This is a genomic window from Pseudomonas bubulae, assembly GCF_037023725.1.
GTDB classification, from domain to species: domain Bacteria; phylum Pseudomonadota; class Gammaproteobacteria; order Pseudomonadales; family Pseudomonadaceae; genus Aquipseudomonas; species Aquipseudomonas bubulae.
Window position 1 is genome coordinate 1,003,447 of the sequence record NZ_CP146077.1, and the last position, 14,188, is coordinate 1,017,634.

The window sequence follows — 14,188 nt, forward strand, 5'->3', positions numbered from 1 at the left end:
CCCGGAGGGAGAGGGGACTGACTGCATGCTGACTCACTATCTCCACAAGTCAGCTCCCTCTCCCTCCGGGAGAGGGTTGGGGTGAGGGTAATGCCTACCCCAGATTCTTGCCCAGCAGCGCGTGATACAGCTCTGTATCCCCCAGTATCCCTACCACTTTGTGATCGTCGTGCAGCACCAGTTTGTTGCCGGTCTGGTAACGGATCTGTAGTGCATCGCGCATGCCGATGCCACTGTCCACCAGGGTTGGCCCACGCCCCAGGCCTTCTACTGCCTGACCGCTTTTCCAGTGTTGCAGGTCCACCACAGCAGCACCCTGGCGCACGCCTTTTATGGTGTTGCCCTCCGCCAGATCAATCCACGAGTCATCCCCCGGGTCGATGCACACCGAGCCATTGATGCGTTTGCAGTTGTCCAGTGTGCGCATCAGGCTGCGTCCGCACAGCACGTTGAGCGGGTTGGTATGGGCAACAAAGGTGCGTACATAGTCATCGGCGGGGTTGAGCACGATTTCTTCAGGCTTGCTGTACTGCACGATCTTGCCGTCTTTCATGATCGCAATGCGGCTGCCCAGCTTGAGTGCTTCGTCCAGGTCATGGCTGACAAACACAATGGTCTTGTTCAGCTTGTGTTGCAGTTCCAGCAGCTCATCCTGCAAGCCCTGGCGGATCAACGGGTCAAGTGCCGAAAAGGGTTCGTCCATCAGCAGGATATCGGCGTCCATCGCCAGTGCCCGCGCCAGGCCAACCCGCTGCTGCATGCCGCCGCTCAACTCATCGGGCTTTTTATTGCGCCATTGAGTCAGACCCACCAGCTCAAGTTTTTCATCCACCAGGGTGCGGCGTTCCTTTTCGGGACGGCCCTGCATCTCCAGCCCGAAGCTGATGTTTTCGCGCACCGTCAGCCAGGGCATCAGGGCGAATTTCTGAAACACCATGGCGATGCGCTTGGTGCGCATCATCTTCAGTTCGGCAGGGGTGCACGAGGCAATGTCTATCTGCTTGCCTTCGTGCTCTACATACAACTGGCCGCGACTGACCGTATTGAGCCCGTTGATGCAGCGCAGCAAGCTGGATTTCCCCGAGCCTGACAAACCCATCAGTACGCAGATTTCACCTTTTTCGATGTCCAGGCTGGCCTTTTCGACGCCAACAATCTGCCCGGTTTTTTTCAGGATCTGATCCCGCGACAAGCCCTGGTCCAGAAGGCCGAGTGCTGCGCGGGGGTCTTTGGCGAAGATCACGTCAACATTATCGAAACGGATAATACTCATGCGTCGGCTCCTGCTTTGGCGTCCGGCTGCTTGCAGATACGGTCGAGCATGATGGCCAGCAGCACGATCGCCAGCCCGGCTTCAAAGCCCAAGGCGATATCGGCAGTGTTGAGGGCATTGACCACCGGTTTGCCCAGACCATCGGCACCCACCAGGGCGGCGATCACCACCATCGACAATGACAGCATGATGCATTGGGTAATCCCGGCGGCGATGCTCGGCATGGCGTGGGGAAGCTCGATACGGGTGAGCAACTGGCGACGGGAGCAGCCAAAGGCCTTGCCCGCATCAAGCAACTCATGGGGGACATCGCGGATGCCCAGGTAAGTCAGGCGGATCGGCGCGGCAATGGCAAATACCACTGTGGAAATCAGCCCCGGCACCACGCCCAGCCCGAACAGGGTCAGGGTCGGGATCAGGTAAACGAAGGTAGGAACGGTCTGCATCAGGTCGAGAACAGGACGCATAAAGGTGTAGAACATGGGTTTGTGCGCCGCGAGAATTCCTAGCGGCACGCCGATGATCACGCATACAAATGTAGCGAACAGCACCTGGGCCAGGGTTTCCATGGTTTCTTGCCAATACCCCAGGTTAAGGATCAGCAGAAACGACAGCGCCACAAAAACCGTGAGCCCCCACTTGCGCTGGATAAAGTGGGCAAACAGTGCAATCAGCCCGATAAACACAAAGGGATTGAACCAGGTCAGGGCAAAGGTCACGGCGTGGATCATGGCTTCCAGCGTGCTGGCGATGGCATCGAAGGTGCTGGCGCCGTGCTGGGTCAGCCAGTCGACGAAGTTTGCAATGTAATCGCCCAGAGGGATTTTTTGATCAATCAGCATGGTAGTGAACGTCCGCATGCAGGGGAATTGAAACGGAGCCGGGCGCAGTTGCCGCCCGACGCCCGCGATTACTTCGCAAGGCTGGCTTTAACGGCCTCAAGCCCGGGCTTGCCATCCACCGTGGTAACACCCGCGAGCCAGCTTTCAAGCACTTGCGGGTTTTGTTTGAGCCAGGCTTTGGCGGCCGCGTCGGGTTTGATCTTGTCGTCCAGCACCTTGCCCATCAGGGTGCTTTCCATGTCCAGGGTAAACACCAGATTCTTCAGTAACTGACCCACGTTGCTGCATTCTTCGGTGTAGCCCTTGCGGGTGTTGGTGTAGATGGTCGCCTGACCATAGTTGGGGCCGAAGAACTCATCGCCACCGGTGAGGTATTTCATTTTGAAGCGAGTGTTCATCGGGTGGGGTTCCCAGCCCAGGAACACCACCTCGGTGCCACGACGCTGGGCGCGGTCAACCTGCGACAGCATCCCCGCTTCGCTGGATTCCACCACTTTGAAGCCGGCGTCCTTCAGGCCGAAGGCGTTTTTGTCGATCATGGTCTGGATCATGCGGTTGCCGTCGTTGCCCGGCTCGATGCCGTAGATCTTGCCGTCCAGTTCCTTGCTGAATTTGGGCAGATCGGAGAAGTCCTTGAGGCCCTTCTCATAGAGGGCTTCGGGTACGGCGAGGGTGTATTTGGCGTTCTCCAGGTTGGCGCGCACTGTCTCGACGGTGCCCGCGTCGCGGTAGGCCTTGATGTCGTTTTCCATGGTCGGCATCCAGTTGCCGAGAAACACGTCCATGTTCTTGCCATCGGCCAGCGACTTGTAGGTAACCGGCACGGAAATCATGGTGGTTTTGGTTTTGTAGCCCAGGCCCTTGAGCACTTCGCTGGTAACGGCGGTGGTGACGGTGATGTCGGTCCAGCCGACATCCGAAAAATTGACGGTACTGCATTGCGCCGGTTCTGCTGCCTGGGCGATGACGGGCAGACTCAGCAATGCAGCCAGCAACAACGATGAGGAATGTGTCATGGAGCGACTCCTGTGTGTCCGGGTTGCGGTTTTCGATCGAAAAGCCGCACATATCAGTTGCGGTCGGGCGATGCCCGGCAGGCGTGTTGCCAGCGCATCTTGCAATCGAGTCAGAACCGATCATGTAACAGCGAAAATCAAACGCCTACAGGGGGCGTCGCATCCAGTACAGGCAGGGTCGTATCTAGTACCTGCGAGGTCGTATCTGGACGAATGAGGCTTGAAAACTGTCTTTTTCATACCTCTGCGCCCTATAAAACGTCGGGGGCGCTGGCAGGCAAAGGCGGGTCGTAGCTGGACGTTTTTGCCGACTGCAAACACCCCATGATGCAAGGCATTCACCCCCGAGGTTCGTGCTCATGGCTATCAGCGTGTTTGACCTGTTCAAGATCGGTATCGGCCCTTCCAGTTCCCACACCGTGGGCCCGATGCGGGCGGCGGCGCTGTTTGTGCAGGGCTTGCGTGAACGCGATCAACTGCAACAGGTAAGCCGTATCGAAGTGCAGCTCTATGGCTCGCTGTCGGCCACCGGTATCGGTCATGGCAGTGACAACGCGGTCATCATGGGTTTGATGGGGGAATGGCCGGATGCGATTGATCCGTCCTGCATTGGTTCGCGTATCGCGCAGCTGCGCGAAAGCCGCACCCTGTTACTCGACGGCCATGTACCGATTCCGTTCGACTGGGCGCAGGATATGCGCCTGATAGACGAGAACCTGGCATTTCATCCCAATGCCATGACCCTGGTAGCGCACAGCGGGCACAGCATATTGCATGGCGATACTTATTACTCGGTTGGCGGTGGCTTTGTAGTGGATGCGGCGCAAGCGGCCAGTGGCGTATTGGACATGGATCGCACCGAGCTGCCTTACGATTTTAATAGTGCCGTCGAACTGCTGGACCTGTGCCGCACACATCACCTGAGCGTGGCGGCATTGATGATGGCCAACGAACGCATCTGGCGCAGCGAAGATGAAATCCGCTGCGGTCTGATCAAACTTTGGCGCGCCATGCAGGACTGCGTGGAGCAAGGCCTGAAACATGAAGGCATCCTGCCCGGCGGCCTCAATGTACGTCGGCGTGCTGCGCGCCTGCACCGCAGCCTGCTGGAACTGGGCAAGCCCAATGTGATCGGCTCGACCCTGAGCGCGATGGAATGGGTCAACCTGTTCGCCCTGGCGGTCAACGAAGAAAACGCAGCCGGCGGGCGCATGGTCACGGCGCCCACCAATGGTGCGGCAGGGATCATCCCGGCAGTGTTGCACTACTTTATGAAATTCAGCGATGAAGTCAGCGAAGCGCATGTGGTCGACTACCTGCTGAGCGCCGCGGCGATCGGCATTTTGTGCAAAAAGAATGCGTCGATTTCCGGGGCTGAAGTGGGCTGCCAGGGCGAAGTCGGCTCGGCCTGCGCGATGGCGGCTGCCGGGCTGGCGCAAATCCTCGGCGCCACCCCGGAGCAACTGTGCAACGCCGCTGAAATTGGTCTGGAGCATAACCTGGGCCTGACCTGTGACCCGGTGGGCGGGTTGGTTCAAGTACCCTGCATCGAGCGCAACGCGATTGCCGCAGTCAAGGCGATCAATGCGGCGCAGATGGCCTTGCGCGGTGACGGCCAGCACTTTATTTCCCTGGACCGGGTGATCCGCACCATGCGCGACACCGGTGCCGACATGCACGACAAATACAAGGAAACCTCGCGCGGCGGCCTGGCCGTCAGTGCGGTGGAATGTTGAACCCCCAAACACCTCTGGGAGCGGGCTTGCTCCTACAGCCTCGGCGCTTTTTCAGCGCACACCGACCCGTTTTGGCGCACTCGTACTTTCGGTGACATTCTGTAACCGAGCAGCTCCTACACCCTTCCCACAAGTGCTACCGATGTGCTCAACAGCCTCGGTCAGCACCTGTGTATCCGTGTTTAACCGTCATTTCCCATCACCCTGCCAGACACATTGCGACGTCGTTTTCAGGCTTTGTTGAATAGCCATTCAAGTTTAGGCATGGCATTTGCGTTGTCATTTCAAAGCCCCGTGAAACGAGGGTAATAACAAGAGCCTGTGCCTGAGGCCATCACCCGCTTTGTGTGAGGAGATACCGCGATGACGTCGTTCAACTCCGGGGTCCAACCCCAGAACCGTACGCCTCAATCCATCGGCTTTCTGCTGCTGGACAATTTCACGCTCATTTCCCTGGCTTCCGCGATAGAACCTTTGCGCATGGCCAACCAGTTGTCGGGCCGTGAGTTGTATCGCTGGAGCACCCTCAGCGCCGATGGCAGTCAGGTCTGGGCCAGTGACGGTCTGCAGGTGACCCCCGACGCCAGCATGCACAAGGCTCCGGCGCTGGACATGGTCATCGTGTGTGGTGGTATCGGCATTCAGCGCACCGTGACCCGTGAGCATGTGTCCTGGTTGCAGAGTCAGGCGCGCCAGTCCCGTCGCCTGGGTGCCGTGTGCACCGGCAGCTGGGCCCTGGCCTATGCCGGCTTGCTCGACGGTTTTGATTGCAGTGTGCACTGGGAATGCCTGGCCTCGATGCAGGAAGCCTTCCCGCGCGTGGCCATGAGCACGCGGCTGTTTACCCTCGACCGCAGCCGTTTTACCAGCTCGGGCGGCACGGCACCGCTGGACATGATGCTGCACCTGATCAGCCGCGATCATGGCCGTGAACTGTCGGCGGCGATTTCGGAAATGTTTGTGTATGAACGTATCCGCAACGAGCAGGACCACCAGCGCGTGCCGCTCAAGCACATGCTTGGCACCAACCAGCCCAAGCTGCAGGAAATCGTCGCGTTGATGGAAGCCAACCTCGAAGAGCCCATCGACCTTGATGAGCTGGCGGTGTATGTGACTGTGTCGCGGCGCCAGCTCGAGCGCTTGTTCCAGAAGTACCTGCATTGTTCGCCGTCGCGCTATTACCTGAAGTTGCGGCTGGTGCGGGCGCGGCAGTTGCTCAAGCAAACACCGATGTCGATTATTGAAGTGGCGGCGGTGTGCGGATTTGTGTCCACGCCGCATTTTTCCAAGTGCTACCGCGAATACTTCGGCATTCCGCCACGGGATGAGCGGGTGGGTTCCAACACTGCGCAGCAGACCACCCTGGTGCAGATCCCGCAGTCCCTGTTGCTGGCGCCGCTGGCCGGGCCGATGTCGGCGTTGAATCAGGCGCGCAATGAGTCGACGTTTGCCAGTGTGAGGATTTAACAATCAAAAGCGCCCTCACCCGGGGTGGGGAGGGCGCTTGATCTGTATCGAGGCGCAAAACTGCTTTTGCTTTTAGTCCCCCTCCCTTCGGGAGAGGGCTAGGGTGAGGACGCTTTTGCCTTACCCGACCTTGCTCTGCTTGAACTGCGCCAAGCCCGGCAGCAACTGCCGGTCAATGGCCTCGCGCACTGCAGGCAAAATGGTTGCGCTGCCGGTGTAGAGCTTTTCGACCAACCCCTTGAGGGCGCGGGCATTGGTCTCGTTCAGCCCACAGACTGCCGTTGTGCAGGCCTGCTCCGCCGTACCTGACACTTCAAAGCCCAGCGAGCGCAGTTGGCCAACCAGATCCTGCTCATCAATCAAATCCGCGTGCATCATGACTTTTTATCCTTCTACAAAGCGCGATCGAAGTCTGATTCTGGTAGGGCTTTAGCCAGTGGGCAAGGGCGGTTTGGTGATATGTCTGATATGCCTAAGAACAGGTCGTTTTAAGGCACAGGCAAGGCAATCACCCGACTCACATACTCGGGTCTCGGCAGATCACGCTGTTGCTCCCCGATGGCCTGCAATACGGCCAGCGTGTGCTCGCCAAAGGGTGCGGAACGCGGGCCTGCCAAGTCCACGTGCAGCAGCATTTGCTCATTGCCCGCGAGGGCTCGCCCATCACCTGCCAGGTGCAGGCTGTGATAGACATGCAGGCGTTTTTTGTCGTGGCCGATGAGCTGGGTACGCACTTCAACGTGGGCGCCGAGCTTCACCTCGTGCAGGTAATTAAGATGCACCTCCAGGGTGAACAGTGAATGACCGCTGGCTTCGCGGCCCTGGCTGTCCAGCCCCAGGCGGTCCATCAGGGCATCCGTGGCGTAGCTGAAAATCAGCAGATAAAAGGCGTCGCGCAAGTGGCCGTTGTAATCGACCCATTCTTCAAGAATGGGCGTGGTGTAGGTGGTGAGGGTGGGCATGCTGTACCTCGCGGTTCGATCAGTCGTTGATGGTCATGCCATGTTTGAGTCTGGTTGCGTTCACCGCTTCCATCACCGCCAGCAGGCAGTCATCCCGATAGCTTTCCAGCGCGGCAATGCTGTGCTGGCCGAGTTGTTCAGTGGTGCCTTCCACCACATCGTCGATCAGTTTTTCGCTCAGTTCCGGAGCGGGCAAATACGTCCACGGCAGTTGCAGCGCCGGGCCGAACTGGTTCATGAAATGTCGCATTCCGGCATCGCCACCGGCCAGGGTGTAGGTCAAAAAGGTACCCATGAACGACCAGCGCAACCCTGCGCCAAAGCGAATGGCGTCGTCAATTTCACCGGTGCTGGCCACACCGTCATTGACCAGGTGCAGCGCCTCGCGCCACAAGGCTTCGAGCAGACGATCGGCAATAAACCCGGGCACTTCCTTGCGCACATGCAGGGGGCGCATGCCCAGGGATTGATAAACCTTGATCGCCGCCTGAATGGCCTCGGGAGCGGTTTTTTGCCCGCCCACCACCTCGACCAATGGCAACAGGTAAACCGGGTTGAACGGGTGCCCGACAATGCAGCGCTCGGGGTGTGTGGAGGTTTCATAAAATTCGCTGGGCAGCAGGCCCGAGGTGCTGGAGCCGATCAATGCATCGGGTTTGGCGGCGGCGCTGATTTTGCTGTGCAGTTCAAGCTTCAGGTCGAGCCGCTCCGGGGCGCTTTCCTGAATAAAATCGGCATCGCGCACGCATTCATCAATGGTGCTGACAAACCGCAACCGGTGTTGGGATGCGCCTTCAGCAAGGCCGCTTTTTTCCAGTGCGGGCCAGGCTTTGGCGACGCGTTTGCGCAGGGCCGCTTCGGCACCGGGGGCCGGGTCCCAGGCCACCACGTCCAGGCCGTGGGCGAGGGCGCGAGCAACCCAGCCGCTGCCAATGACACCGCTGCCCAGGGCGGCGAAGGTTTTAATCTCGGTGATAAAGGTCATGGCGTGCTCCTGGATAACAATAATGAGAGTGCGTGGGAGCGAGCCTGCTCGCGAAGGCCCCAAGGGCACCGCGATAACTCAGTCAACAGGCGTTATCGTTGACGACCTTCGCGAGCAGGCTCGCTCCCACAGGCAATGCTGCTGCGTAGTTGCTTAGCGGCGTTCTTTAAGGCCCATCTTCACCCGGCCTTCTGCCGGGCTCAGCACCCGTGCGCCCAGGCGGCTGAGGATCTCTGTGGCGCGCTCCACCAGTTGCCCGTTGGTGGCCAGCACTCCTCGGTCCAGCCATAAATTGTCCTCAAGCCCGACCCGCACGTTGCCGCCCAGCAGCACCGCCTGCGCGGCCATCGGCATTTGCATGCGACCAATGCCGAAACCGGCCCACACCGCATCAGGCGGCAAATTGTCGACCATGGCTTTCATGCTGGTGGTGTCTGCCGGAGCGCCCCACGGGATACCCAGGCATAGTTGAAACAGCGGGTCATCCAGCAGGCCTTCCTTGATCATCTGTTTGGCGAACCACAAATGGCCGGTGTCGAAAATTTCCAGTTCGGCTTTAACGCCAAGTTCCTGGATGCGCTTGGCGCCCGCTCGCAGCTGTGCCGGGGTGGACACGTAAATCGTGTCGCCGTCGCCAAAGTTCAGGGTGCCGCAGTCCAGGGTGCAAATTTCCGGCAACAGCTCCTCGACGTGAGCCAGACGGGTCAGCGGGCCGACCAGGTCGGTGTTGGGACCAAACTCCATCGGGTTCTCACCCGGGCCGATATGCAAGTCCCCTCCCATCCCGGCCGTGAGGTTGACGATGATGTCGATGTCCGCCTCGCGGATGCGCTCCATCAGTTCGCGGTACAGCGCTACATCGCGGCTGAACTGTCCGGTCTTTGGATCACGTACATGGCAATGCACCACTGTGGCTCCGGCCTTGGCCGCTTCCACGGCAGCTTCGGCAATTTGCTTGGGGGTGACCGGTACCAGAGGGCTTCGGCCGCTGGTGTCGCCGGCACCGGTGAGTGCGCAGGTGATGATGACGTCGTGGTTCATGGGGCATTTCCTTGGGACGTAGAGCGCCACACCGCAGCCATTGCAGGCTGCGCAGGGCGGGCTCGGTGTTGAATTATTTAGCGCTGAGTTTCAGGTTCCCGGCAGCGGGTTTGCCGTCTACCGTGGTCACCCCTTCAAGCCAGCGCTGCTGGTCTTGCGGGTGGTCCTTGAGCCACTGCCGGGCGGAGGCTTGAGCATCCTTGTGATCAAGCAGCGGCTGCATCATGCGGCTCTCGTCTTCGGCGCTGAAGGTCAGGTTGCTGAGCAAACGGCTGACGTTCGGGCAGCGGCTGGCGTAGTCCGGAGCAGTGACCGTCCACACCGTAGCCCGGCCTTCATCAGGGCCAAGGGCATCTTCACTGCCCGTCAGGTAGGTCATGTCCTGATTAATATTCATCGGGTGCGGGGTCCAGCCGAAGAACACAATCGGCTCATTGCGTTTTACTGCGCGGGTCACCGCCGAGAGCATGCCGGCTTCACTGGACTCCACCAACTGGAACTTGCCCAGGCCAAACTGGTTTTTCTCGATCATGGCCTTGATCTGGGTATTGGCGCCGGAGCCCGGTTCGATCCCGTAAATCTTGCCGCCCAGTTCTTTCTCGAATGTGGCAATGTCAGCAAAGCTTTTGAGCCCCTTGTCAGCCATATAGGTTGGAACGGCAAGCATGGCCTTGGCGTCTTTAAGGCTCGGTTCGGCCAGTACCGTGACCTGTTTGGCGTCCACAAACGGGGTAATGCTCTGGTTCATGATCGGGTTCCAGTAACCCAGAAACATGTCCAGCCGCTTGTCACGCAGGCCGGCGAAAATAATTTGCTGTGAGGCACTGGTCTGTTTGGTTTTATAGCCCAGACCGTCGAGCAGGGTTTGCGCCATGGCGCTGGTGGCGATTACATCGGTCCAATTGACCACGCCCATGCGTACGTTCTTGCACGAAGCATCTTCAGCCGCCAACGCGTAGGGGCTCAGTACCAGCAGGCAACAGCTGATCAGTCGTTTCATGGGGAGGGCCTCGGCAGGTTGTTATTGGGGGATCGGCGTCTTTGTGCACCGTGATACCAAGGTACGCAGGCGGCGTGCTGCGCAACCGCACTGGGGCGACGTGGATTTGCACTGCAGCGACCTGACTGTGGTTCAATCCGCTGAACCGACGTGAGAGCGCCCCCTATGGCCCAGGATTTCTACTTCCTTCTGCTGCCCGGATTTTCCTCAATGGGCTTTATTTCGGCCATCGAGCCGCTGCGGGTGGCCAACCGTTTTCGCGGTGAGCTGTACCGCTGGCATGTGCTCAGTTGCGGGGGTGGCGCCGTGTTGGCGAGCAACGGTATGTCGGTCAATGCCGAAGGCGGGTTTGAGGCACTTGAAGCCGGGGCGACGTTGTTGGTGGTGGCCGGCTTTGATCCGCTGACCCACGTGACCCCGGCGCTGATTCAGTGGCTGCGTCGCCTGGACAACGACGGCGTCACCTTGGGTGGCATCGACACGGGTAGCGTGGTACTGGCGCAGGCAGGTTTGCTCGACGGCTATCGCCTGACCTTGCATTGGGAGGCGCTGGAAGCGTTCAAGGAGTCATACCCCAGGCTGCATGTGACTCAAGAGCTGTTTGAGATTGACCGCCAGCGCATCACCTGTGCAGGCGGTACAGCCTCCATCGACCTGATGCTCGACCTGATAGCCCAGGCTTATGGGCCTGAGTTGGCGATTCAGGTGTCCGAGCAATTCGTGCTTGGCCGTATCCGTCAGCGCAAAGACCACCAGCGCATGCAGGTCGCGAGCCGTTATGGCATTCATAACAAGAAATTGGTGCAGGTGATTGGCGAGATGGAACAGCACAGCGAGCCGCCACTGAGCACTGCGCAACTGGCGCTTGGCATCAACGTTACGCGGCGCCAGCTGGAGCGTCTGTTCCGTCTGCACCTGAACGACACCCCGCGCAACTTCTATCTGGGCCTGCGCCTGGAAAAGGCCCGGCAACTGCTGCGTCAGACCGACATGAGCGTGCTGGACATCAGCATTGCCTGCGGCTTTGAGTCACCGTCGTATTTCACCCGCAGCTACCGGGCGCGGTTTACCTGTGCGCCGAGGCAGGATCGGGTTGCCGCTACTAACCCTTGAGCAACGCCGCACACGCCGCCTTGTAGGCCTCATGCTGATACTTGTTCAGCGAGGCGGGCAAGTCGAAGGCGTGTTTCTTGTATTGCGCATTGAGGGTCTGTGGCGACAGCAACTGCACCTCGCAATCGTCCAGCAACTGGATGATGCCCTCGATCTTGAAGGTAGTCGGGCCACCGGCAAATTCACCCTTTTTGCTGCGCTTCTTGATTGCAATGCGGGTGATGCCGTTGGCTTTCACAAAGGCCGCTATTTGCATGGCGAAGGCTTTGACGTTGACGCTCTCGTCATCGTCGTCCAGGGCGATTTTCTTGGTGGCATTGGCCCTGTGTTCAAGGCCATTGGCGCCTTGGGCTGCCATTGCAAAAATGGCTTCGCTGCCTTTGATCTCGATACCGCAAATAGTCATAAAAACCCTGGTTTATTCAATATGAAGATCAGTCCTGCCCGATCGATTCCAGAAACTCTGAACGGTCATCGCTGATACGCGCCATGCAATCGTTCTGGGCAATGTTGAACGCTTCGGTGCCGGCGGTGGCGGGGAACACGGCAATTGCGCAATCGGCGTCGCGCTGGTGCAACCACAGGGCCTGGGCGGTCTTTATCTTGCTCAGGATGTTATTGAGTTGCGTCGCGTTACTGCCGTACAGCGAAGTCATGCGTTCCTGCAGGGCTTCGTAGTTTTCGCTCAGCAATTGTTCGGCAGCATTCTTGCTGAACACCGAGCACGCCAGGGTTTGGCGGTCGTTTTCTACCGCGTCGCACGGGTTGTAGTCGGCATTTTCAGCTGCATGAGCGCCGCCGGTGAACAATGCCAAGGCCAGGAGAATCGATTTCATTGCCGCTTCCTAATCCATAGTTGGGGCCGATTCTGGCTTATGCGTGAGCCAAAGAACAGATAGCTCATGACATTGCTGTCGGCGGCTTTGTCGCGTGTTGACGCTTTCGGCAATTGCGCTGTCGCTTTTGCACCCGGCTGGTTTTGACCCCGGGCCTATGCTGGCCCCAATAGCGCCGGCAGACGATTCGGCGCAGCAAACGCCAATAAGGGGACGCCTGATGAGCCCAACCGAGTTGCACGCAGACAGTATCGTTATCGACGGGCTGATCATTGCCAAATGGAACCGCGAACTGTTTGAAGACATGCGCAAGGGCGGCCTCACCGCTGCCAACTGCACTGTGTCGGTATGGGAGGGCTTCCAGGCCACGATCAACAACATCGTCGCCAGCCAGACCCTGATCCGCGACAACAGCGACCTGGTGCTTGCGGTCAAGACCACTGCCGATATCCGTCGCGCCAAGGAACAGGGCAAGACCGGGATCATCTTCGGCTTCCAGAATGCCCATGCCTTTGAAGACCAGCTGGGCTATATCGAGATCTTCAAGCAGCTCGGCGTTGGCGTGGTGCAGATGTGCTACAACACCCAGAACCTGGTGGGCACCGGCTGCTATGAACGCGATGGCGGGCTCTCGGGGTTTGGCCGTGAAGTAGTGGCTGAAATGAACCGTGTCGGGATCATGTGCGACCTGTCCCACGTGGGTTCGAAAACCTCGGAAGAGGTGATTCTGGAATCGAAAAAACCGGTCTGCTATTCCCACTGCTTGCCTTCCGGCCTCAAGGAACATCCACGCAACAAATCCGACGCCGAGCTCAAGTTCATTGCCGATCATGGCGGTTTTGTCGGGGTGACCATGTTCGCGCCGTTTCTGGCCAAGGGTATTGATTCGACCATCGACGACTACGCCGAAGCGATCGAATACACCATGAATATTGTCGGCGAAGATTCGATCGGTATCGGCACTGACTTTACCCAGGGCCACGGTCAGGACTTTTTCGAAATGCTGACCCACGACAAGGGCTACGCCCGCCGCCTGACCAGCTTCGGCAAGATCATCAACCCGCTGGGCATCCGCACCGTGGGCGAGTTCCCCAACCTGACCGAAACCCTGCTCAAGCGCGGCCACAACGAGCGCGTGGTGCGCAAGATCATGGGCGAGAACTGGGTCAACGTGCTCAAGGATGTCTGGGGCGAGTAACCGCACCGTATTTGTTGCGTAGCAGCTGCCGAAGGCTGAGTCCGGCTGCGAAGCAGTCGTAAACCCATATTGCACATTTTTCCTGTCAGGGCGCAGTGAGCGGTTTTGCGACCGCTTCGCGCTCGAACGCAGCCTTCGACAGCTGCACGGGACTTCATCATCTTTTGGAGCGCTACCCATGGCCAAAATCGCCCCGCAATTACCCATCGAAGTCGACAGCGAAACCGGCGTCTGGACTTCCGACGCCTTGCCGATGCTCTATGTGCCGCGCCACTTTTTCGTCAACAACCACATGGGCATTGAAGAAGTCCTTGGCGCTGATACCTACGCCGACATTCTTTACAAGGCCGGCTACAAATCCGCCTGGCACTGGTGCGAAAAAGAAGCCGAATGCCACGGCATCGAAGGCGTCGCGGTGTTCGAACACTACATGAAACGCCTGTCCCAGCGCGGCTGGGGCCTGTTCAAGATTCAGGACATCGATCTCGACAAAGGCACTGCCACCATCAAGCTGGAACACTCCTGCTTTGTGTACGTGTACGGCAAGGTCGGGCGCAAGGTCGACTACATGTTCACCGGCTGGTTTGCCGGCGCCATGGACCAGATTCTGCACGCCCGTGGCAGCAACATCCGCACCGTGGCAGAACAGGTTTATAGCGGATCGGAAGAAGGCCACGACCACGGCCTGTTTATCGTCAAGCCGTTGTAAGTCGAGGATC

General features: G+C 58.9%; 15 protein-coding genes. 5 read left to right on the forward strand and 10 right to left on the reverse strand.

Going from position 1 to position 14,188, the window contains the following annotated elements:
* Positions 1–94 precede the first annotated feature (94 nt).
* From choV to V6L81_RS04640, 3 genes are all read right to left on the reverse strand, one after another.
* Positions 95–1,273, reverse strand: a complete 1,179-nt coding sequence (gene choV, locus V6L81_RS04630; RefSeq protein ID WP_094999812.1) for a choline ABC transporter ATP-binding protein — start codon at positions 1,271–1,273, stop codon at positions 95–97.
* Positions 1,270–2,115 (reverse strand): choline ABC transporter permease subunit, encoded by an 846-nt coding sequence (gene choW, locus V6L81_RS04635; protein ID WP_094999813.1) that lies wholly within the window; start codon positions 2,113–2,115, stop codon positions 1,270–1,272. The genes choV and choW overlap by 4 nt, the downstream gene beginning before the upstream one ends.
* Positions 2,116–2,183: 68 nt before the next feature.
* A complete protein-coding gene (locus V6L81_RS04640) occupies positions 2,184–3,131 on the reverse strand; it encodes a choline ABC transporter substrate-binding protein (protein ID WP_095019590.1) in 948 nt (315 codons plus the stop codon).
* Positions 3,132–3,490: 359 nt separating this feature from the next.
* Here V6L81_RS04640 and V6L81_RS04645 point away from each other — a divergent pair, with 359 nt between their 5' ends.
* Together V6L81_RS04645 and V6L81_RS04650 are read left to right on the forward strand one after the other, a co-directional pair.
* On the forward strand, positions 3,491–4,867 hold the full coding sequence (locus tag V6L81_RS04645; protein WP_338660507.1) for an L-serine ammonia-lyase: 1,377 nt from the start codon (positions 3,491–3,493) through the stop codon (positions 4,865–4,867).
* A 363-nt stretch (positions 4,868–5,230) separates the two neighbouring features.
* Entirely contained in the window at positions 5,231–6,334 is a 1,104-nt protein-coding gene (locus tag V6L81_RS04650) for a GlxA family transcriptional regulator (protein ID WP_088378748.1), read from the forward strand.
* A gap of 120 nt (positions 6,335–6,454) precedes the next feature.
* On the opposite strand, the gene V6L81_RS04655 is transcribed toward V6L81_RS04650, so the two are convergent.
* From V6L81_RS04655 to choX, 5 genes are all read right to left on the reverse strand, one after another.
* Positions 6,455–6,712 (reverse strand): hypothetical protein, encoded by a 258-nt coding sequence (locus V6L81_RS04655; RefSeq protein WP_094999816.1) that lies wholly within the window; start codon positions 6,710–6,712, stop codon positions 6,455–6,457.
* A gap of 110 nt (positions 6,713–6,822) precedes the next feature.
* Entirely contained in the window at positions 6,823–7,296 is a 474-nt protein-coding gene (locus V6L81_RS04660; protein WP_094999817.1) for a thioesterase family protein, read from the reverse strand.
* Between the two features lie 19 nt (positions 7,297–7,315).
* Positions 7,316–8,281 (reverse strand): L-carnitine dehydrogenase, encoded by a 966-nt coding sequence (locus V6L81_RS04665; RefSeq protein WP_094999818.1) that lies wholly within the window; start codon positions 8,279–8,281, stop codon positions 7,316–7,318.
* A gap of 153 nt (positions 8,282–8,434) precedes the next feature.
* Positions 8,435–9,322, reverse strand: coding sequence for a 3-keto-5-aminohexanoate cleavage protein (locus V6L81_RS04670; protein WP_094999819.1), 888 nt, complete (start codon positions 9,320–9,322; stop codon positions 8,435–8,437).
* A gap of 73 nt (positions 9,323–9,395) precedes the next feature.
* Positions 9,396–10,322 carry a choline ABC transporter substrate-binding protein gene (choX, locus tag V6L81_RS04675; protein WP_095039048.1) on the reverse strand — a complete coding sequence of 309 codons (927 nt, stop codon included), beginning with the start codon at positions 10,320–10,322 and terminating at the stop codon, positions 9,396–9,398.
* Positions 10,323–10,487: 165 nt separating this feature from the next.
* On the opposite strand from choX, the gene V6L81_RS04680 reads away from it, so the two are divergent.
* Positions 10,488–11,435, forward strand: coding sequence for a GlxA family transcriptional regulator (locus tag V6L81_RS04680; protein ID WP_095019593.1), 948 nt, complete (start codon positions 10,488–10,490; stop codon positions 11,433–11,435).
* Here the strand turns inward: V6L81_RS04680 and V6L81_RS04685 are convergent.
* Entirely contained in the window at positions 11,425–11,841 is a 417-nt protein-coding gene (locus V6L81_RS04685) for a DUF3010 family protein (RefSeq protein ID WP_094999822.1), read from the reverse strand. The genes V6L81_RS04680 and V6L81_RS04685 overlap by 11 nt on opposite strands.
* A 28-nt stretch (positions 11,842–11,869) precedes the next feature.
* Positions 11,870–12,271: a lysozyme inhibitor LprI family protein gene (locus V6L81_RS04690; RefSeq protein ID WP_094999823.1), complete on the reverse strand. Its 402-nt coding sequence runs from the start codon at positions 12,269–12,271 to the stop codon at positions 11,870–11,872.
* A gap of 220 nt (positions 12,272–12,491) precedes the next feature.
* On the opposite strand from V6L81_RS04690, the gene V6L81_RS04695 reads away from it, so the two are divergent.
* Positions 12,492–13,469, forward strand: a complete 978-nt coding sequence (locus V6L81_RS04695) for a dipeptidase (protein WP_094999824.1) — start codon at positions 12,492–12,494, stop codon at positions 13,467–13,469.
* A gap of 178 nt (positions 13,470–13,647) precedes the next feature.
* Positions 13,648–14,178: a 4-vinyl reductase gene (locus V6L81_RS04700; RefSeq protein WP_094999825.1), complete on the forward strand. Its 531-nt coding sequence runs from the start codon at positions 13,648–13,650 to the stop codon at positions 14,176–14,178.
* Positions 14,179–14,188 lie beyond the last annotated feature (10 nt).